The organism is Pseudomonas benzenivorans (assembly GCF_024397895.1).
Taxonomy (GTDB): Bacteria; Pseudomonadota; Gammaproteobacteria; order Pseudomonadales; family Pseudomonadaceae; genus Aquipseudomonas; species Aquipseudomonas benzenivorans_A.
This window is the reverse complement of record NZ_CP073346.1, coordinates 1,628,951-1,652,413: the sequence shown is the minus strand read 5'-3', so window position 1 is coordinate 1,652,413 and position 23,463 is coordinate 1,628,951. Positions and strand designations below refer to the sequence as shown.

20 protein-coding genes and 1 pseudogene are annotated in these 23,463 nt (G+C 64.2%); 15 read left to right on the top strand and 6 right to left on the bottom strand.

Annotated elements, in window-relative coordinates; genetic code table 11:
• Window positions 1-6: 6 nt before the first annotated feature.
• The 3 genes from mksF to mksB form a co-directional block, all read right to left on the bottom strand.
• Window positions 7-2,841 (bottom strand): Mks condensin complex protein MksF, encoded by a 2,835-nt coding sequence (gene mksF / locus KDW96_RS07835; protein WP_255839874.1) that lies wholly within the window; start codon window positions 2,839-2,841, stop codon window positions 7-9.
• Window positions 2,838-3,536 (bottom strand): Mks condensin complex protein MksE, encoded by a 699-nt coding sequence (gene mksE, locus KDW96_RS07830; protein WP_255839873.1) that lies wholly within the window; start codon window positions 3,534-3,536, stop codon window positions 2,838-2,840. Before mksE ends, mksF begins: the two co-directional genes overlap by 4 nt.
• A gap of 105 nt (window positions 3,537-3,641) precedes the next feature.
• Entirely contained in the window at window positions 3,642-4,883 is a 1,242-nt protein-coding gene (mksB, locus tag KDW96_RS07825) for an Mks condensin complex protein MksB (protein WP_255839872.1), read from the bottom strand.
• 272 nt (window positions 4,884-5,155) lie between these two features.
• Between mksB and KDW96_RS07820 the strand changes: the two genes are divergently transcribed.
• Genes KDW96_RS07820 through rimI form a run of 3 tightly spaced genes read left to right on the top strand, consistent with a single transcriptional unit; the run spans window position 5,156 to window position 7,955 of the window.
• Window positions 5,156-6,703 (top strand): 2-isopropylmalate synthase, encoded by a 1,548-nt coding sequence (locus KDW96_RS07820; RefSeq protein ID WP_255839871.1) that lies wholly within the window; start codon window positions 5,156-5,158, stop codon window positions 6,701-6,703.
• Window positions 6,700-7,506, top strand: a complete 807-nt coding sequence (locus tag KDW96_RS07815; RefSeq protein ID WP_255839870.1) for an energy transducer TonB — start codon at window positions 6,700-6,702, stop codon at window positions 7,504-7,506. Before KDW96_RS07820 ends, KDW96_RS07815 begins: the two co-directional genes overlap by 4 nt.
• A complete protein-coding gene (rimI, locus tag KDW96_RS07810) occupies window positions 7,503-7,955 on the top strand; it encodes a ribosomal protein S18-alanine N-acetyltransferase (RefSeq protein ID WP_255839869.1) in 453 nt (150 codons plus the stop codon). The genes KDW96_RS07815 and rimI overlap by 4 nt, the downstream gene beginning before the upstream one ends.
• Window positions 7,956-7,959: 4 nt before the next feature.
• On the opposite strand, the gene KDW96_RS07805 is transcribed toward rimI, so the two are convergent.
• The gene (locus KDW96_RS07805) at window positions 7,960-8,325 is read right to left on the bottom strand and encodes a serine kinase/phosphatase (protein ID WP_255839868.1); all 366 of its coding nucleotides are present in this window, start codon (window positions 8,323-8,325) and stop codon (window positions 7,960-7,962) included.
• A gap of 205 nt (window positions 8,326-8,530) precedes the next feature.
• Here KDW96_RS07805 and can point away from each other — a divergent pair, with 205 nt between their 5' ends.
• The 6 genes from can to KDW96_RS07775 all read left to right on the top strand — a co-directional run bounded on the left by can (window position 8,531) and on the right by KDW96_RS07775 (window position 13,129).
• Entirely contained in the window at window positions 8,531-9,175 is a 645-nt protein-coding gene (gene can, locus KDW96_RS07800; RefSeq protein ID WP_255839867.1) for a carbonate dehydratase, read from the top strand.
• Between the two features lie 5 nt (window positions 9,176-9,180).
• On the top strand, window positions 9,181-10,086 hold the full coding sequence (locus KDW96_RS07795; RefSeq protein WP_255839866.1) for a DMT family transporter: 906 nt from the start codon (window positions 9,181-9,183) through the stop codon (window positions 10,084-10,086).
• 204 nt (window positions 10,087-10,290) lie between these two features.
• Entirely contained in the window at window positions 10,291-11,085 is a 795-nt protein-coding gene (locus tag KDW96_RS07790; protein WP_255839865.1) for a methyltransferase domain-containing protein, read from the top strand.
• Window positions 11,086-11,129: 44 nt separating this feature from the next.
• A complete protein-coding gene (locus KDW96_RS07785; protein ID WP_255839864.1) occupies window positions 11,130-11,795 on the top strand; it encodes a hypothetical protein in 666 nt (221 codons plus the stop codon).
• A 107-nt stretch (window positions 11,796-11,902) separates the two neighbouring features.
• On the top strand, window positions 11,903-12,208 hold the full coding sequence (locus KDW96_RS07780; RefSeq protein WP_255839863.1) for a panthothenate synthetase: 306 nt from the start codon (window positions 11,903-11,905) through the stop codon (window positions 12,206-12,208).
• A 192-nt stretch (window positions 12,209-12,400) separates the two neighbouring features.
• Window positions 12,401-13,129 (top strand): FprA family A-type flavoprotein, encoded by a 729-nt coding sequence (locus KDW96_RS07775; RefSeq protein ID WP_255839862.1) that lies wholly within the window; start codon window positions 12,401-12,403, stop codon window positions 13,127-13,129.
• Window positions 13,130-13,288: 159 nt separating this feature from the next.
• Here the strand turns inward: KDW96_RS07775 and KDW96_RS07770 are convergent, their stop codons facing one another.
• Window positions 13,289-13,963, bottom strand: a complete 675-nt coding sequence (locus KDW96_RS07770; protein ID WP_255839861.1) for a hypothetical protein — start codon at window positions 13,961-13,963, stop codon at window positions 13,289-13,291.
• A 696-nt stretch (window positions 13,964-14,659) separates the two neighbouring features.
• On the opposite strand from KDW96_RS07770, the gene KDW96_RS07765 reads away from it, so the two are divergent.
• The 5 genes and pseudogenes from KDW96_RS07765 (at window position 14,660) to KDW96_RS07745 (ending at window position 18,603) form a co-directional block, all read left to right on the top strand.
• Complete coding sequence (locus KDW96_RS07765) at window positions 14,660-15,295, top strand: LysE family translocator (RefSeq protein ID WP_255839860.1); 636 nt, start codon at window positions 14,660-14,662, stop codon at window positions 15,293-15,295.
• An 80-nt stretch (window positions 15,296-15,375) separates the two neighbouring features.
• Window positions 15,376-15,912: a GNAT family N-acetyltransferase gene (locus KDW96_RS07760; protein WP_255839859.1), complete on the top strand. Its 537-nt coding sequence runs from the start codon at window positions 15,376-15,378 to the stop codon at window positions 15,910-15,912.
• A 231-nt stretch (window positions 15,913-16,143) separates the two neighbouring features.
• Window positions 16,144-16,623, top strand: coding sequence for a cupin domain-containing protein (locus KDW96_RS07755; RefSeq protein ID WP_255839858.1), 480 nt, complete (start codon window positions 16,144-16,146; stop codon window positions 16,621-16,623).
• Between the two features lie 78 nt (window positions 16,624-16,701).
• Window positions 16,702-17,394: pseudogene (locus tag KDW96_RS07750) on the top strand (SOS response-associated peptidase).
• Window positions 17,395-17,700: 306 nt separating this feature from the next.
• Window positions 17,701-18,603, top strand: a complete 903-nt coding sequence (locus KDW96_RS07745; protein WP_304665577.1) for a MinD/ParA family protein — start codon at window positions 17,701-17,703, stop codon at window positions 18,601-18,603.
• 768 nt (window positions 18,604-19,371) lie between these two features.
• On the opposite strand, the gene KDW96_RS07740 is transcribed toward KDW96_RS07745, so the two are convergent.
• The gene (locus KDW96_RS07740) at window positions 19,372-20,136 is read right to left on the bottom strand and encodes an SDR family oxidoreductase (RefSeq protein ID WP_255839857.1); all 765 of its coding nucleotides are present in this window, start codon (window positions 20,134-20,136) and stop codon (window positions 19,372-19,374) included.
• A gap of 2,645 nt (window positions 20,137-22,781) precedes the next feature.
• On the opposite strand from KDW96_RS07740, the gene KDW96_RS07735 reads away from it, so the two are divergent.
• Window positions 22,782-23,435, top strand: a complete 654-nt coding sequence (locus KDW96_RS07735; RefSeq protein ID WP_255839856.1) for a hypothetical protein — start codon at window positions 22,782-22,784, stop codon at window positions 23,433-23,435.
• Window positions 23,436-23,463: the final 28 nt, after the last annotated feature.

Sequence of the window (23,463 nt, the reverse complement as noted above, 5' to 3'; positions counted from 1 at the left end):
CGAGGGTCAGGCCGGTTCGGCGCTGACCTCCGGCACCACGGCCTCGGCACTGGCCGTCTCGCGGGGGCGGATGAACTTCCAGTCGGCTTCGTCGATGTAGATGCCGTTCGGCCCGCTGCCGCCTTCCAGGTCGATGGCCACGTGGGCCGAGACCTGCGGCTTGACCGAGGCGAGGATCGGCACGAAGCCCAGCTGCAGGCTGGTCTCGATCAGCGCCTGCTGGTTGCGCTCGTCGATGTCGGCCGCCTCGTCCAGGTAGTAGGGCAGGCGCACGCGCCCGGCCTGCTCGCGGTCCATCAGGTGCAGCAGCAGGTACATGTTGGTCAGCGCCTTGATGGTCATGGTGGTGCCGTTGGACGCCGCACCGTCGATGTCGGTGTGGATCACCGGTTGACCACCGACCTTGGTGATCTCGAAGGCCAGCTCGAACAGGTCCTTGAGGCCCAGCTGGTTGTGATTGGCCGCCACCAGGCGCGCCAGGTACTCCTTGGCCTGCTCGTTCTTGGCGTCCTGCTCGCTGCTCTGCTGCAGGTCGAACACCGACAGGGTCTCGCCTTCCTCGTACTGGCCGGCGCTGTGGATGATCTGGTCGATGTGCTTGAGCGCCTCCTTGTTCGGCGCCAGGACGATGCGGAAGCTCGACAGGTTGGAGACCTGGCGCTTGTTGATCTCGCGGTTGAACAGCGCCAGCTGGTGTTCCAGGTTGTCGTAGTCGCTGCGGATGTTGCGCAGGGTGCGGGCGATATCGGTGACCGCGGCACGGCGGGCCTTGGCCAGGGTCAGGGCCTCGTCCTGGCGATGGGCGTAGGCGTTGACCAACAGCTGCAGGCGGCGCTCGACGTCGTCCTCGCTGTCGAACTTGGCGACGCCCTTGAGGCGCACCTGGGCATACAGCGCCTCGATCTGCCCGTCCACGCGCTGCAGGCCCTGCCAGGCGTCCTGGTAGTCGTTGAGCAGCGGCTGCAGGTTGTCCAGGGAGTCGTCCACCGGGTCGGTGAAGGGCGTGCCGAACGGCAGGTTGGCCGGCAGCAGCTGGCGGCGGCGCAGGGCGTCGTCCAGGGTGCGCTGCTTGGCTTCCAGGTCGGCCAGCTGGCGACCGACCAGCTGCAGCTTGGCGGACAGCTGCTGGACCCGCTCGGCGAAGGCGTCGCTGGTACGTTTGAGTTCGTCCTGGGCGGCCTCCAGCTGGGCCAGCTGCTCCAGCTTGTCGGCCTCCTCGACAGCCAGGGTCTGGCTGCGGCGGTAGTCTTCCAGGGCCTTCTGCGCATCCAGCACGGCCTGGTAAAGCGCCTCGGCCTGGGCCTTGCTCGCGGCGCGGTCGGCGGCCACCGCCTGCTGGGTCTTGAGCTGCTTGAGCTCGCGCTCCAGGCGGTCTTTCTGATCGCGCAGGGCGGCGCGGTCGGCCAGAGCCTGCAGGGCCGGCGGCTCGATATGGGACAGGTCGATGGACAGACCGGGGACCTCGAAGCGCTCGCCCTTGAAGCCGTCCAGCACCGCTTCCAGGGACTTGACCCAGGCCTCGCCGTCGTCCAGGGCGATGCCCTTCTCGCCCAGCGGCAGGCTGAACAGCTGGCCGTTGAACAGGCGCATCAGGCGGTCGACGTCGGCCTGGGAGAACTCCTCGCGCAGCCGCGCGTAGCTGTTGTTGTCGGCGTGGTCGAGCTGCTGCCTGACCGACTTGAGGCGCTTCTCCAGGTCGCGCAGGCGCTCGTCCAGATCCTCGCTGCTGAACTGGCGGGACTGCGCCAGGGCGCCGGCCAGCTCGTCGTGGGCATCCTTGGCGGCCAGCAACTGGGCCTCCAGCACCTGGGCGTTGTCGACCAGGGCGAAGCGGTTCTTCAGCACGGCCAGCTCGCCGAGCCAGCGCTGGATCTCGCTGATCGCCCGTTCCAGGCGCATCAGCTCGGCGGTGCCGCCGCGCTGCTCCTGCTGCAGGCCGTCCTGCTCGCGCTGGTAGTGCTCGGCCTGGATCACCAGCTCCTCGCGGCGGGCACCGGCGTAGTCCTGCCAGGTGCCGAGCAGCGAGTCGAGCAGCGGCGACAGGCGGTGCAGCTTGCCGCGCAGCTGTTCGCGCTGGGCCAGGCCCGCGGCCAGGGCCTCGATCAGGGGGCCGGCGCCGACCAACGCCTGGTAGTCCTGCTCCATGCGGCGCACGTCGCGGAAAGCCTCCTCGGTGGCGGCGATGTAGTCGACGCTGCCCGAGCGCAGGCTGTGCTCGAAGGCGTCGAGGAACAGCTGCTTGAGCTTGGCGGCGGTGATCTCGCGCATGTGCAGCAGGTTGATGAACAGCGCGCGGAAGGTCTTCAGGCTCTGCTCGCTGGTGGAGCGCAGGGGGATCAGGGTCAGGTCCAGGGGCACCGAGGTATGGCCGCCGACCAGCAGGCGGCGCAGTTCGTCCGGCTTGAGCTCGTAGGCCTTGATGCCGGCCCGCTCGAGGTTGTTGAACAGCTCGCGCTGGCGCAGGCAGCTGCCGTTGTTCTGGTAGTGCTCCAGGTCCAGCTCGCCCTGGTAGGCGAAGAACTGGTGGCCGAAGCCGCCACCGGGGCCGCGGCCGGCCACGCCGATCACGTGGGGGCCGTGGGGCAGGGCGACTTCCACCAGGATGTAGCTGGTGTCGCTGGCGAAGTAGAACCGGCGTGACTGCTCCAGGCTGTACTTGCCGAAGCTCATGTCCGACATGCGCGCCAGGATGGGGAACTGCAGGGCGTTGATCGAGGCCGACTTGCCCAGGTTGTTGGCGCCGTACACCGACAGCGGGTTCTCCAGGGGAAACAGGCCGAGGCTGTAGCCGGCGGTGTTCAGCAGGGCGAAGCGGCGGATGCCGTAGCGTTCCTGGCTCATGCGTCTATCTCCTGGGCGGCGCGTTCTTCGGCCATGGCGCGGGCCATGGCGTCTTCTTCGGATTGCTCGGCGGCGAATTCATCGAGGGCGATGATCGCCTCGCCGCTGTCGTCGTCGAGCAGCAGCGGCGCCGGCAGGGGCAGGTCGCTGCTGTGCAGGCTGGCGGCCAGGTCGCGGTCGTGCTGCACCGCCAGGCAGACGTCGAGGAAGCGGTGCATGGGCGCGAGGAAGCGGTACACGCCGTTGCTGTCGGCGGCGAAACCGAGCTGGGTGAGGCGGCGGATGACCTTGTCCTCCAGCTCCTCCTGGGTGGTGACCTCGGCCTGGAGAAACAGGTCCTTGTATTTGTCCAGCAGCGCCGGCAGTTCGTCGCGGCCGATGCTGCCGCCGTCCAGCACGCTAAGCGGGTCGCGGCCCTGGTCGGCGAGGTGTTCGACGAGGATGAAGGTGAACAGCGCCAGGCGCTGGGCGGTCTTGTTGACCTGGGCGCCCATCTGCTCGGGCACGAAGTAGTAGAAACCGCGCGGGTCGCACACCAGCTCGAAGCCGAGGGCCTTGAACAGTGCGCGGTACTGGTCCTGCTGGCTGGACAGCTGGGCGTAGCACTCCGGCTCGCTGCGCGACAGGTGGTAGCCCTTGAACAGCTCGCGGAAGATCGCCGAGAGCTGGGTCATTTCCTTCAGATCGATATTCATACGCAATGCTCACAGGCAGTCGTAGGGTGGAAAGCCGCGAAGTGCTTTCCACCATGAAGAGGGTGACAGGTGGACAAGCCGCGCGTTGTCCACCCTACGCAGGGCTTAAGCATCGGGGCGGCCCAGCAGCGCATAGGAGCTCAGGCTGAGCTGGTGCTCCCGGGTCAGGTAGTCGCGGCGCTCCAGGCGTTCGCGCTGGAAGCGGGCGTCGCGGGACAGGCGCGAGAACCAGTAGAGCAACTCGTCGGTGGCGCCCTCCGGCTCCTGTTCCAGCAGCCAGAGCATCAGGTCGGGCAGCGGCAGGGCCTGCTCGCAGCGCTCGACCATCTCGCGGGCGGTACGTGGCGCCTGGGGCGCGGCTTGCCTGCGCGTGCCGCTGGCCTTGGGGAAGTGGCTGGGCTTGGGCTCGAAGCGGGCCAGGGCATAGACATAGGCCTCGACCTGGGAGGCGCTGCCGAGGAAGGTGCTTTGCGGTCGGCTGAACAGCGGCAGGGCCGCCTGGGGCACGGCGTCCAGGCCGCGTTTACGAATCGCGGAAAGCGCCAGGGCGGCGCCGCGGGTCACCGCGTTGTGCCGGCGCGCCTCCTCGCGCAGCGGCAGCAGCAGCTCGCGGGCACGGCGCAGGGTCAGCTGGGCGGTGGTCTGCATCTCCAGGATGCGCGCGTGGGTGCGCAGCAGCAGGTCGTCGTCGACCAGCTGGCCGAGGCGCTGCTGCTCGCCGAGCAGGCGCAGCAGCACATGTTCGACGCGGTACACGCCCTGTTCGAAGGCGCCGTCGGCGGCGACCAGCTGGATCATCGGCTCGACGTACTCGTCCCAGGTCGCCAGCACCTCGGCATAGCGCTGGCGCAGGGGGATCTGCCGGTCGCTGGTCTTGGCCCGCTCGGCCACCGCCACCAGGGCCTGTTCGTCGTTGGCCAGCTTCTTCAGCACGTCGCGCACGCGCATGTCGAGCAGACGCAGCTGGCGCGCCAGGTCGGCGGCGTCGCGCACCTCGAAGGCATCCTGGATATAGCCGGCCAGGCGCTCCAGATGGCGCAGGTAGGCCTCGATCTCCAGGCACAGGCCCAGGCGGTGCTCGCGGCGCAGGTAGGCGAGGAAGTCATGGATCTGCGCGTTCAGCTCGAAGCGGTTGGGGCTCTTGGCCACCGGCACCAGGATGTCCAGGCGGATCCACTGGTCGAGCAGGGCGGTGATGTCCACCGGGGTGCTGTCGGGCAGCTGCGCGGCGAGCTGATTGCGCAACTCGACCAGGCTCAGGGTGCCGGCATCGAAGCGCTCGCACAGCGGTTCGAGCAGGCTCCAGTGCTCGGCGAGGGCGCGCAGTACGCGTTTGGGGTCGATCATCGCAGGGCCGGTCGCTCAATCGGAAAAAACGCCGATTGTACTGCATCGAATGGCCCGTACCGGAACCCCAGCCGATCGGAGGTGCGGGGTCGTGCACAGCTAACGCAATACGGCCGTTTCGGCCGGCCGAATGGCCTGCAGCGACCGCACAGTCGCTGCAGGCTTTCCGTCAGCCGGGTTTCACGCCACAATTCCTCAATTGAGCGCCGCCACCAGCCGGCGCTATCTGCCTGAGCCCGCCGCATCCAGGGTTGGGCCTTGAGGAGTCGAGCATGAGCAGCAGCGATCGCGTCATTATTTTCGATACCACCCTGCGCGACGGTGAGCAGAGCCCCGGCGCATCCATGACCGGCGAAGAGAAGCTGCGCATCGCCAAGGCCCTGGAGCGTCTGCGGGTCGACGTGATCGAAGCCGGTTTCGCCATCGCCAGCCCCGGCGACTTCGCCGCGGTCAAGGCGATCGCCGACAACATCAAGGACAGCACCGTGTGCAGCCTCTCGAGGGCGGTGGATGCCGATATCGACCGCGCCGCCGAGGCGCTGGCCGGGGCCAACTCCGGGCGCATCCACACCTTTATCGCCACCAGTCCGATCCACATGCAGTACAAGCTGCGCATGCAGCCGGACCAGGTGGTGGAGCAAGCGGTGCACGCGGTCAAGCGTGCGCGCAACCTGTGTAGCGATGTGGAGTTCTCCTGCGAGGACGCCGGCCGTTCCGAGCTGGACTTCCTCTGCCGCATCATCGAGGCGGCCATCGACGCCGGTGCGCGCACCATCAATATTCCCGATACGGTCGGCTATGCCATTCCGCACCAGTACGCCGAGACCCTCCGCCAGCTCCTGCAGCGCATCCCCAACGCCGACAAGGCGGTGTTCTCGGTGCACTGCCACAACGACCTGGGCCTGGCAGTGGCCAATTCCCTGGCGGCGGTGGTGGCCGGTGCGCGGCAGGTGGAGTGCACCATCAACGGCCTCGGCGAGCGGGCCGGCAATGCCGCCCTGGAAGAGATCGTCATGGCGATCAAGACCCGCGCGGACCTGCTCGGCGTGCACACCAACATCGACACCCCGCATATCCTCAGCACCTCGCGCATGGTCTCCGGCATCACCGGTTTCCCGGTGCAGCCGAACAAGGCGATCGTCGGTGCCAACGCCTTCGCCCACGAGTCGGGCATCCACCAGGACGGCGTGCTCAAGCACCGCGAGACCTACGAGATCATGTCGGCGCAGTCGGTCGGCTGGCACACCAACAAGCTGTCGCTGGGCAAGCTGTCGGGGCGCAACGCCTTCCGCTCGCGCCTGGACGAGCTGGGCATCGTGCTCGGTGGCGAGGCCGAGCTGAACGCCGCCTTCGCCCGCTTCAAGGAACTGGCCGACAAGAAGCACGAGATCTTCGACGAAGACCTGCAGGCGCTGGTCTCCGACACCCTGGGCGAGGAAGCGCCGGAGCACTTCAAGCTGGTGAGCCTGGAGGTCGCCAGCAAGACCGGCACGGTGCCCCAGGCCAAACTGGTGCTGAGCGTCGACGGCGCCGAACACGCGGCTCAGTCCCAGGGCTCTGGCCCGGTGGATGCCACCTTCAAGGCCATCGAGTCGATCGTCGGCTCCACTGCCAACCTGCAGCTGTACTCGGTCAACGCCATCACCCAGGGCACCGACTCCCAGGGCGAGGTCACGGTGCGCCTGGAGAAGGCCGGGCGCATCGTCAACGGCAACGGCGCCGACACCGATATCCTGGTGGCCTCGGCCAAGGCCTACATCAATGCCCTGAACCTGATGCAGGCCGGGCAGAAGGCCCATCCGCAGGTGGCTGACGTTTGATTGCCGAGCTGCGCCGCCGTGCCTACCTGACCGCCATGCAGGTGACCAGCTGGTTGCCGCGGGTGGAGTTGCCGTTCGCCGCGCCGTCGCGGCCGCAGCTGCTGGAGGCGCCGGAGCCTGAGTCGCCGGCCGACGACGAGCCGACCTTGCAGGCGCTGCGCGAGAGCGTGGCGCCGGCTCCAACCGCCCCGCCGGCCGAGCGGCCGAAGATCGAGGTGCCGAAGCCCGCCGTCGTCCCCCGCGGCGCCAAGCCCGAGAAGGCCGAGAAGGCCGAGGCCACGGATGAAAAGCCGGACACGGTCAGGCCGGTGGTCGCGCCACCGCCACGCTTTGCCCTGCAGCTGCTGCGCGCCGGCGACTGTGCGCTGCTGGTCGAGTTGCCCACCGGCGAGCCGCTGCAGGGCCGCGATCCGGCCTACCTGCTGCTCAAGGATCTGCTGCGCGCCGCCGGGCTACCGGACAGCCCGCAGCTGATCGGCGAGCCGGTGCGCTGGCCGCTGCTGGTGCGCGGCACTATGGACCAGGGTCCGCAGGCGGCCCTGGAGTTCGTGCAGAGCTTCGTGAGCGCCCGCCTGGAAGAGCAGGAACCCTGCGCCTGCCTGTGGCTGGTGGGCCTGCCGGCCGTGCGCTTTGCCGGTGAGGCCGATGCCGAGGCCTACAACGGCGAGTTGCAGGTCGAGGGCCTGGGGGCGGCCTGGGCGTTGCCGGGGCTGGAACTGCTGATGGACGAGCCGCAACGCAAGCGCGAGCTGTGGCAGGCCATGCGCCGGGTGCGCCAACGCTGGATGAGTCAGGCCCAATGAGTGATGCGATTTCCTTCCGCCCGATGACCGAGGCGGATCTCGAGGCGGTGCTGAAAATCGAATACGCCGCCTTCAGCCACCCCTGGACCCGCGGCATCTTCGCCGACAGTGTCAAATCCTACGATTGCTGGTTGATGTTCGAGGGTGGCCAGCAGGTCGGGCATGGGGTGATCAACGTGATCATCGACGAGGCCCATCTGCTGAACATCACCGTCAAACCGGAAAGCCAGGGCCGCGGTCTGGGTCTGCGTCTGCTGGAGTTCCTCATGCAGCGGGCCGCACAACTCAAGGCCGGCGAATGCTTCCTCGAGGTGCGCGCCAGCAACCAGGCGGCCTATCGCCTGTACGAGCGCTATGGGTTCAATGAGGTCGGCCGCCGCCGCGACTACTACCCTGCCGTGGGCGGGCGCGAGGATGCGCTGGTGATGGCCTGCACCCTGGTCGACTGATGCCTTAGCGCGATTCGCCGGGCGTCGGCCGCCGGGGCGCGCGTTCGTCCTCTTCCAGGCCGAAGTCGTCCTCGTCGATGACGTTCAGCTCGTGATCGGCCGGCAGATCGCTGCCTTCCTCGAACGGCGAACGGGCGCCATCTTCGAGGATCAGGTCCTCCAGATCGGCATCGTCCTTGTCCGGGCCATGCCCAGGCGGAGCATCCTCGTTCAGGCCGGCTTCCCGGCGCTGACTGTGTTCGAACTCCTCGATCACGTCATGCTCATCGTCGCGGTCATCCAGCAAGGCGTCCTCGCCGTCTTCCAGGTCGAGGTCGTCTCGCGGCGCCTGGGACGGACGGGGGCCGCGCTCGGGTGGGGTCGCAGGCATCAGTTGCTCTCCTCTGCAGGGGCTACCTAAGGTTGACGCTGCCAGCGGCGAAAGATTCCACCTCGGCAGACCGAGGGCGGGTGTGGGCAGCGTCAGCCGGTCGCCGATGCCCGATGAGATCGGCTGTGACGGCACGCCGGTGCGACTTGTCAAAGATCCCGAGCACTCACTAGGGTGCGCATCGGCAAATTCCGGAGCAGATGGCATGAGCGATTTACAGCACCTCTTCGACAACAATGCCCGCTGGGCCGAGTCGATCACCCAGCAAGACCCGGAGTTCTTCGCCAAGCTGGCCCGCCAGCAGGTGCCGGAATACCTGTGGATCGGCTGTTCGGATGCGCGGGTGCCGGCCAACGAGATCGTCGGCCTGCTGCCGGGCGACCTGTTCGTCCACCGCAACGTCGCCAACGTGGTGCTGCACACCGACCTCAACTGCCTGTCGGTGATCCAGTACGCGGTCGATGTGCTCAAGGTCAAACACATACTGGTCACCGGGCACTACGGCTGCGGGGGCGTGCGCGCCTCGATGCAGGACACCCAGTACGGCCTGATCGATGGCTGGCTGCGCTCGATTCGCGACCTCTACTACGAGCACCGCGAGCGCCTGGCCCAGCTGCCCGACGAAGAGGCGCGGGTCGATCGCCTGTGCGAGCTGAACGTGATTCAGCAGGTGGCCAACGTCAGCCACACCACCATCGTGCAGAACGCCTGGCACCGTGGTCAGGAACTGTCGGTGCACGGTTGCATCTACGGCATCAAGGACGGGCGCTGGAAGGATCTCAACGTCACTATCAGTGGCCTCGAGCAACTGCCGCGGCAGTACCGCCTGCGCCCACTGCAGCAGGTTTGAACCCGATGACCAGTTCGCGCGGCATGGCTGTGCTGGGGCTGCTGCTGGCGGTGCTGTGCTGGTCGGGTAATGCCCTGGTGGCGCGCGCCTTCACCGGCGAGATCCCGCCCTTCGCCCTGTCGTTCTGGCGCTGGAGTCTGGCCCTGCTGCTGCTGTTGCCCTTCGTGGCCGCGCCGCTGTGGCGCCACCGTGCGGCCCTGCGCCGGGCCGGCTGGCGGTTGCTGGTGCTTGGCGGACTGGGCATCGCCGCCTACAACTCGCTGCTGTACAGCGCGGCGCAGACCACCGTGGCAATCAACATCACCCTGGTCAACACCTGCCTGCCGCTGATGACCTTCATCGGTGCCGGCCTGCTGCTCGGCGAGTGGCCACAGCCGCGCGCCTGGTGGGGCATGGGCCTGGCGGCGATCGGCCTGCTGGTGCTGATCGGCCAGGGCAGCCTTACGACCCTGACCGCGCTGTCGTTCAACCCCGGCGACCTGATCATGCTCCTGGCCGTGGCAGACTGGGCGCTGTACTCGTTGCTGCTGCGGCGCTGGGCCAGTTACCTGCTGCCGATCCCCCCGCTGGCGCTGCTCGGCGCGCTGATGTTGCTGGGCCTGCCGCTGATCCTGCCGTTCTACCTGTTCGAGCTGGCCCGCGGCGCGCACTTCGTACTCACCCCTGGCACCCTCGGCGCCATCGGCTACACGGCGGTGTTCGCCTCGTTGCTCGCCTACCTGGCCTGGAACCACGGCGTGCGCGTGCTCGGCGCGGCCAAGGCGGCGCTGACCAACTACCTGATGCCGGTGTTCACCGCCGTGCTCGGTTGGGTGTTGCTGGGGGAGGGCCTGCAGCCTTACCACTGGCTGGGCGGCGGGCTGATCTTCGCCGGACTGTTGCTGGGCACGAAGCTGGCGCCCAGGCGTTAAATTTCCGCAACTGCTGAGAAGGGCTGGCGATAGAAAAACTCTGTCTAGGCCAGCGCGGCCCTATTCCCCTTCTCGGCTGCTCCAGCGCGGCCGATGGTCTCTACTAATAGAGTGAGTTGGTGTCTGTCTGAACGTGGCCGCCGCGCCGCGAGGGTCAGGTCGTACGGGGACTGGAAGCGGCGCGGGCCGGGGCGGAGGTGTCCGATGAGCCAGCAGCCAAGCCGTTCTCCAGCCGAGGTGTATGACAGCCTGTTCGTTCCTGCCTTGTTCCAACAGTGGCCCCCCCGTGTGCTGGATGCGGCCGCGGTGACGTCGGCGCAGCAGGTACTCGATGTCGCCAGTGGCACCGGCGTACTGGCCTGCGCTGCCGAGGCGCGTGTCGGGGCAGCGGGCCGTGTGGTGGGCCTCGACCCTAATGACGAGATGCTGGCCGTCGCCCGGCGCAAGCAGGCGTCGGTCGAGTGGCGCAGCGGTCGGGCGGAGGCACTGCCCTTCGCCGGCTCGACGTTCGATGCGGTGGTCAGTCAGTTCGGCTTGATGTTCTTCGAGGACCGAAGCCAGGCCCTGCGTGAAATGCTGCGGGTGCTGCGCCCAGGCGGGCGACTGGCGCTGGCGGTGTGCGATGCGCTGGATCACTCGCCCGGATATGCGGTGCTCGCCGAACTGCTGCATCGGCTGTTTGGCGAACCGGTAGCCCAGGCCTTTCGTGCGCCCTTTGCCTGTGGTGATGCGGACCAGCTGCGCGCCACCTGCGTCGCGGCAGGCGTGCCCGATGCCCAGGTCAGGCGCCATGACGGACGGGTGCGTTTCGCCTCGATCGAGTCGCTGGTGGCCACCGAGCGCGCCTGCGTCTGGACCCTTGGCGGGCTGCTGGACGAGGCGCAGTTCGCGCGCCTGCTGGGGGCGGCGGAGGAATCGCTAGCACCTTTCCTCGGCGCAGATGGCGGCATCGAGTTCGACATGCCGGCGCTGATCGTCTCCGCCACCAAGGCCGGATGACAGGCAGCGGGGTTCGGTCAAGGGAGTCCTGGAGGATGAGGGCGATGAGGATCCGGTGGAAACAGCGGTTTGCCAGTCTGCTGGCCATCTGGCTTTGGGGCGCCGTTGCCGGGCCGGTCTCTGCCGAGCAGGCCTTGACCGAGCGGGCCTATGCCGAGGCCAGGGCGACCATGGGCGTGGTCCTGCTGGGCGTCAGTTGGGGCCGGGCGTGGGGATACTGTGGGTTCGAGAACGTGCAGTTGCGCAGCCTCGGCTTCGACCATATGCCGGTGCGCAAGCACGGCGACTCGCCGTCCGCCGATATCGAGCTCGAGGGGCCCGGGCTGACGGCCAAGCCCATCTCGCAGGACTACGCACTGCTGCTGGCGCCGGGCGAGTATGCCCTTACCGCCTTCCACATCAAGGCCGCCAAATCGGTCAACGATGTCGGCGCCTTCCAGGCCCGGCGCAGCCAGCTGCTGGAAAACGGCGCGCCGTTGGCCGGCAGCTTCACCGTGGCCGCCAACGAGGTGGTCTATGTGGGGCACTTCGCCCCCGAATGTCCGCAGGTCGGGCAGCCGACGATCTGGCGTTACTACCTGAGGGATGCGGCCGCCCTCGAGGAGTACCTGGCCAAGGTCAAAGGCGCGCACCCCTACCTGGACGTGGGCGCCGCACGGTTTCGCCTGTTCAAGACCAGCAGCATCGGCGAGGCGTTTCAGTTGCCTTGAGTGCGCGGCTCCAGCGGACGGCGCTTGCCCAGCGTACTGGCCTCCGGATTGGTAACAGGGCGTCCGCGGCACCGCCTTCGAATGCCGCACTACAAGGAGATCATCGAATGAAAATGCTGCTTTCGGTGGAGTTCCCCCATGAACCATTCAATGCGCTCGTCAGAAACGGCACCTGTGGCGAGGTCATCGCCCGCATCCTCGAGGCCATCAAGCCGGAGGCCGCTTACTTCACGGAGCAGGACGGTACCCGTGCCGGCGTCTTCGTGATCGAGGTGAAGGAACCCTCGGCGGTGCCGGCGATAGCGGAGCCGTTCTTTCTCAACTTTCACGCCAACTGCAAGTTCCGCATCCTCATGAGCCCGCAAGACCTGCAGCGTGCGGGACTGGAGGCGCTCGGCAGGCAGTGGGGCTGAGCAGCCAACCGGGCAGCTAGCAGGCTGGCGTGGAGAGAAGCATCCAGGTGGCCTGTTGCGTGGCCTTATTGGCCGAATTTTCCCCAGGGAGGGGCGTAGGCTGGCTCAGCGAAAAACGGCGACCGGAGCCTTATCGACCTGGTTGCGGACGCCGCGCAAGGCGAACATTCACTGGCGGAACGAGGAAGCGTCATGGCCGTAACCAACCATCAGTCGGGCACCAATGTGCATGAAGTGGCCGACGGCATCTATCGCATCAACACGCCGCTGGTCATCCCCGGTGCCGGCGGTTTTTCGTTCAACCAGTACCTGATCGTCGACGACGAGCCCCTGCTGTTCCACACCGGACCGCGCAAGCTGTTTCCCCTGGTGCGCGAGGCGGTCGCCAGCATCCTGCCGGTCGAGCGCCTGCGCTACATCGCCTTTTCCCATGTGGAGGCGGACGAATGCGGCTCGCTCAACGAGTGGCTGGCCGCGGCGCCACAGTCCGTGCCCGTGTGCGGGGCGATCGCCGCGATGGTTTCCATCGAGGACCTGGCCGACCGCAGCCCGCGCGCATTGGCCGACGGTGAGCGCCTGTCGCTGGGGTCACGGGTCGTGCGCTGGTACGACGCGCCGCACCTGCCCCATGCCTGGGAGTGCGGTTTTCTCGCCGAGGAGCGCACCGGCACACTGTTCTGCGGCGACCTGTTCACCCAGGGCGGCTGCGATCTGCCGCCCATCACCGAGTCGGACATCCTCGGCCCCAGCGAAGCCTTCCGCCAGGAAATGGACTACTTCTCCCACACGAACAACACCCGCGCGTTGCTCGAACACCTGGCAAGCGCCAAACCCACCACCCTGGCCTGTATGCATGGCAGTGCCTGGAAAGGCGATGGCGCGGCGCTGCTGCGGGCCCTGGCCGAGTCGCTGACTCAATAGCGCCGCGTTATGCAGACTCGGCCAGGTGGACCCTGGGCTCGATGAGGGCGGCGGTTCGGGGGCAGCGCAAGGTACAAAGCAAGACGCCCCCGAACGGCTTGGCGTTCGAGGGCGTCAGGGCCAGGCTGATGATCAGCCTGGCGGAGGAGCCAGCGAGGCTTATCCCGCTGCCAGTGCCGGGTTGCGAACGGCGGGGACGAAAGCGAGATTGCCTTGCTCTTCGCGGGCCTCACGCTTCATCGCCCACTGGGTGAGCAGTACCATCGCGGCGAAGCCACCGACGATCATCACCGGGTAGGCGGCGAGGATTTCGGTCAGCGAATACTTCCAGGACAGCGGGCGACCGACGCCGAGCATCGCGGCATAGAACCAGGACACACCCGACAGGGCGCCGGCGAACAGGGCGAACATGCGCATGCTGAAGTTCAGCTTGAGCAGCGATCCGGCCTTCTGCAGGGCCGGCAGGACCAGGCCGTGCAGCAGCATGCCGTTGAAGGTCAGCAGCATCACGATGGTGATCTTGGCCTGCAGCTTGGGGTTGAGCAGGTAGGACAGGCCGTTGGCATTGATATCCAGCCAGATGATCGCCACGCCGCTGACCCAGAGCACTGCCAGGGCGGCGGAAACGGACTTCTGCAGGCTTTCCATATGCTGGCTGTCCTGCAGGTGGGATTTCCCACCCTTGAACAATTCTTTGATCATCGCGAAATCGCTGGTCAACACCATGCCGATGGCGACACAGCAGGCGATCAGGTGCGCGTAAACAATCCCTAGGCGCATAAACTCCATGGTGGTCTTCTGCTCAAACAGCGCAGTAATTATAGTGAAATCCATGGTTGCCTCTTTTTCAGGTGAGCCACACAGCTAAGGCGTTGTGGGCAATAGGTTTTACATTTGCAGTTAAGAAACTATTCCAGCACCGGTCTTCAGTTTCAGTCCGGTCACTACCTGGCGAATGAGTCTTCAGTCATTCGATTTCCTCTTTCAAAAGTAAAAGCTCCCCCCGCACATGACTCGTGCCTGTGAGAAAAAGCTCCTGGGTTACCGGAGGGCGGGGCGAGTGCCTCCGCCGTCGTCTGGCTACTCTCTGAGCGGGCAAAACTGGCTTTGTTCATTTTCTGAGCAATGAGGGCGACGAATGGTAGTGCCCCGCGGGGCGCAAAAAGCAATGGCCATTTGACGTCGCTCAGCCCGGCCGGTCGTCTAGCTCGAGGCGTTCATGGGAGGGCGCCGTCAACGCGAAGCGGTTCACCGACGATCGTCGTGATGTGGGCCAGCGTCACGGAGAAACCGGGGCAAATGCAGCTCCGGGCGAGCCGATCCTTCCGCCTGCCGCGCTGTGGTCCGGCAGAGGTAGTGCCATACCCTGAAGCGCCTTGGCGGCGGTTGTGTCAGTAATGCGGCGTAAATTGTCCATCGAGGACTGGCGGCCGATCTGGTGCGCTGCCATGCGAACACTTAAGTTAGGCCCGCAGACCTGACGGCGCGTGGGCCGGTTTCGGGTGTGGTGTCTACCGCGGGGGAGCAACAGTGATCGATACGCAGACCCTTATTCTGTTCGCCGCCGCCGTGCTGGCGCTGCTGGTTTCGCCAGGGCCCAACATGGCGTTTCTATTGTCCCACGGCATTTCCCATGGTGCCCGTGGCGGTCTGGCAGTCGCGTTCGGGATCTTTGTCGCGGACCTGCTGCTCACTGCGCTGACGGCAACGGGCATCACCGCCATGATCACCGCGTGGCCTCCCTCGTTCGACGTCATACGCTACTTCGGCGCGCTGTATCTCCTGTGGCTGGCCATTCAAACCATCCGCCAGCACGGCTCCCCGCACCTGGTCGAGAAGCGCAGCGCGAGTACCTGGAGCATCTTCCGGATGGCCATGTTGAACAGCCTGCTCAACCCGAAGGCACTGCTCTTCTTTATGGTGTTCCTGCCGCAGTTCGTAGCGCCGGCCCGCGGAAACCTTCCCTTGCAGCTCGCAATGCTCGGCGTCGTGCTGTCGCTTATCGCCCTGGTGTTCCACTGCGCCCTGGGGCTGGCGAGCGGCAAGGTGGGCAGGCTTTTCCAGCGCAGCGCCAGCGCCGCCAGGTACTTCGCGTGGTTTCATGCGAGCATCTTTGTCGGCCTGGCCGCGCGCTTGCTGTTGCTCGAGAGGCCGACGACCCGGTAAGCGGCGGGCAAGGGTCAACGCAAGGCGTTGCGGCAAGTAGAACACCGTCCCTCACCTCGAACGACAGGCAGGTTATTCGAATGACACCTGAAACCCTCGGTATGCGAGTCTCCCTTATCCCTTGGGAGTCCCTGACTCCCAATGAGCAGCGTTCGGTCAGCGCTCTAGACATCAGCCCGCAGCAGATCGAGTACGCGGGAACCATCGAGCATTCGATCGAGCTCTGCGAAGCGTCCCATGCGGGGAATATCGTCGGTTTGGCCATCAAGCACGGAGCCGATGTAGTGGGTTTCTTCCTGTTGAAGCGCCGGTCGGATGCCCCGGTGTGGGCTGCAGACAGGGCCGCAGTGGTCAGTGCCATGCGGGTGGACCAATCCCGGCAAGGCAAGGGGCTGGGGACCGCCGCGCTGCACGCGCTTGCCCTGTGGGTCGAGGAGTACTGGCCCGAATCGTCCGCCATCATGCTGTCTGTGGATGAGGGGAACGGGGCGGGGATAAGGGCCTACGGCAAGGCCGGCTTTCAGGAACTGGGCATTCGTGAGCAGGGCCGTATTGGCTGGGTTCGCTACATGACCCTGGCCACTCCCCTTCTCAGCCCAGGCCCCGCTGCACCCTAGCTAGGTCGCCGCCATGCGTCTGACGGTTCGACCCTGGCCGGCGTGCCTCTGTTCCTCCCTGCGTTTTCCAGCATCGCCTCAGGCGCTTCCAACCTAGACTGGGAGTGATGATCGCAGGTGAACCCTTGCCAGGCTTGCGCCAGGCAGTTCGCCTCATCGCTTTCGGCCAGGTAGTGGATGGTCGCAAGGCGTTCAGCGGTGCAGTGCGTCAATCACAGTGAGGTGCAGACCATGTTCGTTCGATCAATGATGAAGCGTCTGTGTTGGGGCGGCCTGATGCTGCTGGCCCTGAGCGTCAGTTGTGTATTGGCGCAAACGACGGAAGAAGAGCCCGCAGTGGCACGCGCGGCGGACAGCGAACAGCTGCAGTGGGGCGCTTGTCCTGCATTTTTGCCAGAGGGCTGTGCGATTGCCGTTCTCCACGGCGATCCGGCACAGGAGAACCTGGACGTCTTTCTGAAGCTGCCTGGACATTCAGATATTCCCCTGCATTGGCACACCTCCGCCGAGCGCATGGTGCTGGTTGCGGGCGAGTTGCATGTCACCTACGCGGGGCAGAGCCAAAGCGTGCTCAAGCCCGGAACCTATGCGTACGGGCCGGCCAAGCGTCCGCACCATGGTCGTTGTGCAAGCGCTGAGCCCTGCATCCTGTTCATCGCCTTCGAATCGCCGCTGGATGCCGTGCCAATGGAAGCATCGGCAGGCCAGTAGCGATGCATCAAGGGGCTGGCCCGCGGGAAGAAGGCCGGTGCATGGTTTGCTATCACCCGATAAGGCACCGAGGTTTCCATGTGGGGTCGATACGTCAGCCCCGATGAAGCCGCCATGGAGCGCTACTGGCAGATCGGCGCGCGGAACGCCGGGCGCTGGATTCAGCGGATGTACAACGTCGCACCGAGCATGGCGGTGCCCATGGTGCTGAACAACGAGGACGGTGTGGCCGAGGTGATGCCGGGGCGTTGCGGGCTGGTCCCGGGCTGGTGGAAGAAGCCGAGCCTGCCCACTCTGACCTTCAATGCGCGCAGCGAGGAAGCGGCCGAAAAGCCGATGTGGCGGCACAGCCACCGGTCCCGCCGCGGCCTGATGCCCGCCCAGGGTTGGTACGAATGGAGTGCCCACGAAAGGGCTACCAGCCCTGTCGGCCGCCAGGTCAAGCAGCCGTACTAGAACCAGGCGCAGGACGACTCGATGCTGGCTTTCGCCGGGCTGTGGTCCAGTTGGCAGGGGGCGGATGGGCAGGTGGTGCTGTCCTGCGCGCTACTGACCGCCGAAATGGCCCCCGCCCTCCATCCCATCCACAACCGCATGCCGGTGGTGTTGCCCCCGGAGCAGTTGGACCTGTGGCTATCGGCCAGCCTGTCGGCTGAACAGGTTGGCGCAGCGCTGGCGCAGGCTCGGCAAAACCCCATCGCGCGTCCGGTCAGCACTGCGGTCAACAACACCCGCAACGACTACCCGGAGCTGGTTAAGAGGCAGAGGTAGGGCCTCGGCTGTCCAGCCTGGCCCAGTCCTCCCAAGCGCTCCCGAGGGGAGGGCGCTGGGGCGGGCCGAAGGCATAACTTGCCAATATGTCACTTTTGTCACAAAGGGCATTCATGTCATAATCGTGGTCCAAATAATGTTGGGCCGTGGCACTGCCTTCGCGATGCGTAGATCGGGCTGCCAAGTCGTTCTCGCTGTGCGCGGATACCGAACAGGTAGCCGCACAGCAGCAGGACGGTGGATCGGTTCAGCGGCAGCGTATCGCCAGTGAGGGGCAGAGTTTTGGCAAAGCGTGGGGGGGATCCTGTGCAGGTCATTGCGGTGACCAGTGGCAAGGGAGGTGTCGGCAAGACCAATGTCGCAGCCAACCTAGCCCTGGCGTTGTCCGACCTGGGCAACAGGGTCGTGCTGCTGGATGCGGACCTGGCTAATGCAAACCTCAATGTGCTGCTGGGGCATGCCGCCGAGCGCAGCCTCGCCGAAGTCATCAGCGGCAAGAGCACCCTGGGCGAGGTGGTACACGAGGGACGCAGCGGCGTGCAGGTTGTTTCCGGCAGCTCCGGCGATCCCGCCATGGACCGTCTCAGCCCCATGCAGCATGCCGAGTTGATTCACGCCTTCAGCGAGATCGGCGACGCTCTGGACTACCTGATCATCGACACGGCATCAGGTATCAGCGACACCGTGCTGAACTTCGTGGGGGCCGCCCGGGAAGTGCTGGTCGTGGCCTGTGATGAGCCCAGTTCGATCACCAGCGCCTCGACGCTGATCAAACTGCTCGGCCACAAGCACGGCACGACGCGTTTCCATGTGCTGGCCAGCATGACCCGCAGCACCCAGGAGGGGCACTTCCTGTTCAAGAAGCTGGTGAAGATCAGCGAGCAGCTGCCCGGTGCCTTGCTGTCCTACGCCGGTGCCATCCCTTTTGATCACTTCGTGCGCAGGGCGGCTCAGAAAAGCCGTACCGTCTATGAGGCCTACCCTCACTCGAAGAGCGCGCTCGCCTATCAGCTTCTCGCCCAACGCATTGCGCTCTGGCCGTTTCCGGACGCTCCGACTGGCCGGTTGGAGTTCTTCGTCGAGCGCTTGCTGGCGGGCTCGAGCGAACCGGTTCGGCGTCCGCACATTTACCCGGTCGCTGACTGTCGCCGCGTCGTGCAGCAGACTTCCACGTGGCCTGATCTGGACCGTGCCAGAAAGTTTGGCTGAGCAGCGCTAGCTCCTGCCGTCCCCTCGCAGCGTCTCGACCACCTCATGAGCGTCGCCGGCTCGTTGGCGGATGCGATCGAGCAATGCGACACCCTGGGCCACTTCATAGAGTTGCGTCCGGAGTTGGCGGCATTCGATGCCGATACAATCCTTCAAGCCCGCCAATGTTGGAGTGCCTGATGCGTCAGTCGAGCGGGGAGCCAGAAGCCCGCTGCCCTCCGTTCATTCGCAACGCGGCTAGCGCATGAGACGTTAAAACGCGTCGAACCAAGATGGTCGCAGGCCGCGCCATGAAACCTCGGATTGATGTCGCTTCCTGGACGGTAAGCGCCGACATCTTGTGCAACGCCCGGTCGAACGAAGCAGGGCGCCCGGACTTTCAGGCGCTGTCGAAAGGCTATGCCGCCGATGCCAGTACGGCGAGCGGCGACGCCCTGCTTCCACGCCATGGGTTCCTGGGTTTCGAGCAGATGCGGCGATCGTCAGACCTATCCGGGGGCAGCGAACCGGCCCAGTCGCCATTGGTCGTTGGCCCAGGGCCGCGTTGTCGTCACCAGCTGCCCCTTTCATCGGCGCTATGGCTTTGCCAACGGTACGGGCGTCGAAATCGACGGCCGAAACAGTGAGAAACGGGCGCGGCGAGGCGGGACTACGTTACCGGCCACGGGCATCCCGCCACGGTTCAGAGCCTCCTCCCTCGCGCCATGTGTCGTCGGTATGGGGTTCGGCGTGAATGGTCCCACGGACTGAGCACGCTCATGCTTTCCGTCAACTGCGGTTGATGGAGATACCGCCGTCGACGAGCATGGCGGAGCCGGTCATGAATGATGAGGCGTCAGCCGCGAGAAACAGCGCCGCCTGGGCCAGTTCCTCAGGTCTGGCAATGCGTTTAAGTGCGTGGAGATTCGCGACTCGGGCGATCGCCTCCGCTGTGCTGTTCATTTCGGTGGCCATGGGTGTATCAGTGCCACCGGGCAGCAGGGCGTTGACACGAATCGATCTGGGGCCAAACTCTGCCGCGAGCGCTTGGACCAGGCCGATCAGCCCCGACTTGCTGGCCGCGTAAGCCGCAGTTCCCGGGAGCCCAACCCTGTACCCCACGAAGGTCGAGGTGAAAATGAGCGACCCCGATCCCCGTCTGAGCAGCGCCGGTAGCTGATACTTCGCCCCCAGGAACGCGCTCGTCAGGTTGGTGGCGACCGTATCCCCCCAACTCGCGGCGGATACGTCCGGTGTCGCGCCCATTTCTCCCAATGTCCCGGCGTTGTTGAAGGCGATATCCAGACCACCGAACTCGGCTTTGGCGGCCTCGACCGCTCGCCTCGCGGTGGTTTCGTCCTTCACGTTGCCGGGCGCGGCGATCGCCTGGCCACCGCTCGCTTCGATCTGTGCGACCAGCTCATCGAGTTCGCTTGCTCTTCGGGCGACCAGCACCAGACGAGCCCCCTCTTTGGCGAACAGCAATGCCGTCGCACGACCGATTCCGGAGCTGGCTCCGGTCACAATGGCCACCTTGCCAGTCAGCGTTGCCATATCAACCTCCCTGTACCTGTATGCGTTCGAAGAGACTAGTCGTGACGGCGCTGGCAAACACTCCGATTCTGGCTCTCGAATCGATGGCTGGGCGGTGACGTCCGCAATGTGCTGAAGCCGAAGCCCTGGCGGCATATGATCCTGGGCCCTCGTTTGAGGGCGAACGTTCTGCCTGGCCGCTGATCCATCATCGGCGCTTGGACTATTGCCGGACCACCTGCGGCTGGCACTGAGACTTTCACCCAAGGTGTAGAGTGGGCATGCTGCTGATCATTCGGCGGGAATGAGCATCACTGGATAGAGTCATGAGCACGCCAAGGCTCCCTGAGTGGCTTGTACCGCTCGTCATCGTTGTCGCTTTGCCAGCAGTTGGTTGCTTCGGCTACTACTCGGCCGGTGATCTGAGTGCGTCGAATCGTGCCTGGGGAACCCTGATGGTTCTGGCCTTCCCATTGGCGCTGATCGGAGTAGCAGGTATGGGTGTTGCGCTGCGCTCACCACCTCGCACCAGGGTGAGACTGTGGGGTTGGGGCGTTTTGGTCCTGGCGTCACTGGGCTTGCTGCTGGCCGCAAGGAGCGTGTTATAGGCGGGAAGTGCGGCGATTTGTGGCGTGAGCTTCGGCATTATGAATCACCTGAGCGGCGCCACTCTGACCCAGGAACGCCCATAAAACGGGGCTTTCAGCCTGCCTCGGCCCTCGCCAAAACAGAGCTTTCCAGAAAAACAGGCCGATGTAGTCACCTTGCTGCTGACATCTCATGAATGATGTTGGTCGCTCCCCTCTCTCCTGCAACCTCCGATAAGCCCGCAGGGTATGGCTTTCAGCCGGCCCGTGTCCCACCAGTACAGAGCTTTCAGAAATCCTCACCGAATAGTCGTCGCTTATAACAGAGGAGTCGTTCTGTTTGCTGAGGTCGCATTGAGCCGGTTTCATGTGGGATTCATGACTTGCAGATAGGGCGTAGTTGGCTAGGCTTGTTCCGGTATCCGCATAGGCAGTACTGATTTGTGGGTAAATCAACGTAACTTATTGGCAGCGTTGCCATAGGCAGTGGTGTCCTATTGGCTAATACGATTCACTGCTCAGGTTACCGTCGTAGTCAACAGATGAGGAGGTGGCACTATGGTCTAGCTTGTAAAGGCTATAAGTGTGAAAGCTATGAACAGGAAGTTTCATTAGCAGTTCTATACGGGATGATAAACTCATGTCTATGTATACCGAAAGCTTTACAATTGTTAACAACAGCCCATACTCCTTGACTCTGTTGAATGAGGATAATCAAGGGGATGGAGAATGGCCTAAGTCCATACCAGCCCACTCCACAACACCTGTCTTTAAGCAAACGGGACGATTGAGTATCAATCCAACTGTTACATACGGTTGTGACGGTGCAAGTCCGGCAATTTCTATAACAATGCACTTTTACCTCTGGGGGGTCTCCCCCCTGTTGACGGCAAATATGTATATGTCGTTCAGTAATAATGAGCCGTTCAAGAATAGCTCAATATACTTGGATAATAATTTCCACGATGGCGCTACCGCTAGTTATCCACCGGATACTTCGTTGGAAATTAAAACTACGGGCAATGGTAGCTCTACTGGTAATGCAGTATTTACGGTGGGAAGCAATAGCTAGTTTTTAAATGCGTTTGCTGAGCGGTAGTGGATGTAGGCTGTGTTGTCTGTCAGTTTTGTCAGTTGCATCCACTTTTCCCGAATAGCCCATTGAAGGAGCTAACAAGCCCGAGGTATCTATTTCAAGTACTTGCTGCTCAGACCCGTTCCGCCTTCAAGATAAAGCACCTGAGCGGCTACACTCTGAGCCAGGAAAGCCCATAAAACGGGGCTTTCAGCCTGCCTCGGCCCTCGCCAAAACAGAGCTTTCCAGAAAAACAGGCCGATGTAGTCACCTCGCCAAGCGCCCCTTTTTCAGCCTTGAGAAATGAGCTCGCATCGACATTGGCCTTGCTCTTATGGACCTACTAGAGTCACGGAAGAGCCGCTGCAACCGGGGTCACTCATGAACGCAATGAAGTGGTCCAAGCGAACGACCTGCATCAGCCGACCTTCGATATGTCGACCGGCCCAGATTGGCGCTCTGTGGGGGCTAGTGCTGCTGACTGGCGGCTGCGTTACCCAACCGAATGCGCCGGAAACTGTCGGGCGAGCGGTCAGCCCACATGTTCCTACTTCCTGCGACGAAGTGCTGTCATACCAGATTGCGGATGCGCATCCGTCTATCAGGTGGATATCGCCCCGCAGTGGTGTCCCCTCCGATACGGCACTGGGTTGCCTACTCCGCTCGGAGGCGGACGACGGTACGATCGAGCTGAAGGCTTACCTGTCCAGTGGGCTCTATCGATTCGTTCGCGAGTGCAAGACCGAGGAGGCAAGCACCTACAGGTTGTTCGAGTACAAGAGTAAGGGGAGGCCGTATCTTCTCCGCCTTCATACGAATCAGTTCGTCGATCCGCAGACTTATGTCGTCGTGAGCTCGCATCGCAGACCGGCCGGCCACTACCACCACGGGATTGCAGATCGAAGTAACGATGCTTCGAAAATCAGGTTCTGCTCACCTGTGCACCACTTGTAGGGGCTGCAGTTGGCAGAAATTCGGTGGGCTTTTCGGTGGAGATAAGGCAGATGAAAACGGTGCTAGCGGTCCTTGTGCTGATGCTTGCCGGCTGTGCGGGGCAAGTCACCAATCCCAACGTCGCCAATGTTGAGCGGTCGAGCTCAATTTCGGTAGTCGATCGGCGGCCGGAAACAGAGAAAAAAGCAGAGACATTTAGCTATTCAATCAGCAACGATGCGTATGCGACCTATCGTATGGCTGAAGAAACTGTTTCGCCGCCAGGAACCATTCTTCTACGCCATCGTGCGTACGAAAAATTCGGCGCGGCGATGCCGAGTCTTGAGCTCGTTGTTCATCATTTCGTTGTGTACAGCAACCTTCAATCAGAGCTTCGCCGCAGCACAATTGGCGGAGTGTTTGCGGGGGCTTTAGGCTCAGTAGTAGCCAGCCAGCTACCGACGACGGCTCCGGACACAGCCTGTACATCGGTTGATCGTGCTGGATTCGACTCCCTCGCATCGGCCGAATACAAACGGGCGCTGTACTCGGAGCGAGAGAACCCTAACCACGCCAGCGTATACATCGTGTACATAGATACGGAGATAAATGGCAAGCGTGTATTCACACGCACCATGATGCCGTTTAAAAAGGCGGCTGACGCGGAGCCTCAAGTAGCTGCCCTAGAAGCTGCCGTGAGATGCCAACTGGCACAATACGAATAGAAGAGAACTACCTCCAATCATGGGCTCG

Coding starts and splice junctions, on each gene's coding strand:
- mksF (WP_255839874.1), bottom strand. CDS start 2,841: ATGAGCCAGGAACGCTACGGCATCCGCCGCTTCGCCCTGCTGAACACC.
- mksE (WP_255839873.1), bottom strand. CDS start 3,536: ATGAATATCGATCTGAAGGAAATGACCCAGCTCTCGGCGATCTTCCGC.
- mksB (WP_255839872.1), bottom strand. CDS start 4,883: ATGATCGACCCCAAACGCGTACTGCGCGCCCTCGCCGAGCACTGGAGC.
- KDW96_RS07820 (WP_255839871.1), top strand. CDS start 5,156: ATGAGCAGCAGCGATCGCGTCATTATTTTCGATACCACCCTGCGCGAC.
- rimI (WP_255839869.1), top strand. CDS start 7,503: ATGAGTGATGCGATTTCCTTCCGCCCGATGACCGAGGCGGATCTCGAG.
- KDW96_RS07805 (WP_255839868.1), bottom strand. CDS start 8,325: ATGCCTGCGACCCCACCCGAGCGCGGCCCCCGTCCGTCCCAGGCGCCG.
- can (WP_255839867.1), top strand. CDS start 8,531: ATGAGCGATTTACAGCACCTCTTCGACAACAATGCCCGCTGGGCCGAG.
- KDW96_RS07795 (WP_255839866.1), top strand. CDS start 9,181: ATGACCAGTTCGCGCGGCATGGCTGTGCTGGGGCTGCTGCTGGCGGTG.
- KDW96_RS07790 (WP_255839865.1), top strand. CDS start 10,291: ATGAGCCAGCAGCCAAGCCGTTCTCCAGCCGAGGTGTATGACAGCCTG.
- KDW96_RS07785 (WP_255839864.1), top strand. CDS start 11,130: ATGAGGATCCGGTGGAAACAGCGGTTTGCCAGTCTGCTGGCCATCTGG.
- KDW96_RS07780 (WP_255839863.1), top strand. CDS start 11,903: ATGAAAATGCTGCTTTCGGTGGAGTTCCCCCATGAACCATTCAATGCG.
- KDW96_RS07775 (WP_255839862.1), top strand. CDS start 12,401: ATGGCCGTAACCAACCATCAGTCGGGCACCAATGTGCATGAAGTGGCC.
- KDW96_RS07770 (WP_255839861.1), bottom strand. CDS start 13,963: ATGGATTTCACTATAATTACTGCGCTGTTTGAGCAGAAGACCACCATG.
- KDW96_RS07760 (WP_255839859.1), top strand. CDS start 15,376: ATGACACCTGAAACCCTCGGTATGCGAGTCTCCCTTATCCCTTGGGAG.
- KDW96_RS07755 (WP_255839858.1), top strand. CDS start 16,144: ATGTTCGTTCGATCAATGATGAAGCGTCTGTGTTGGGGCGGCCTGATG.
- KDW96_RS07740 (WP_255839857.1), bottom strand. CDS start 20,136: ATGGCAACGCTGACTGGCAAGGTGGCCATTGTGACCGGAGCCAGCTCC.
- KDW96_RS07735 (WP_255839856.1), top strand. CDS start 22,782: ATGAAAACGGTGCTAGCGGTCCTTGTGCTGATGCTTGCCGGCTGTGCG.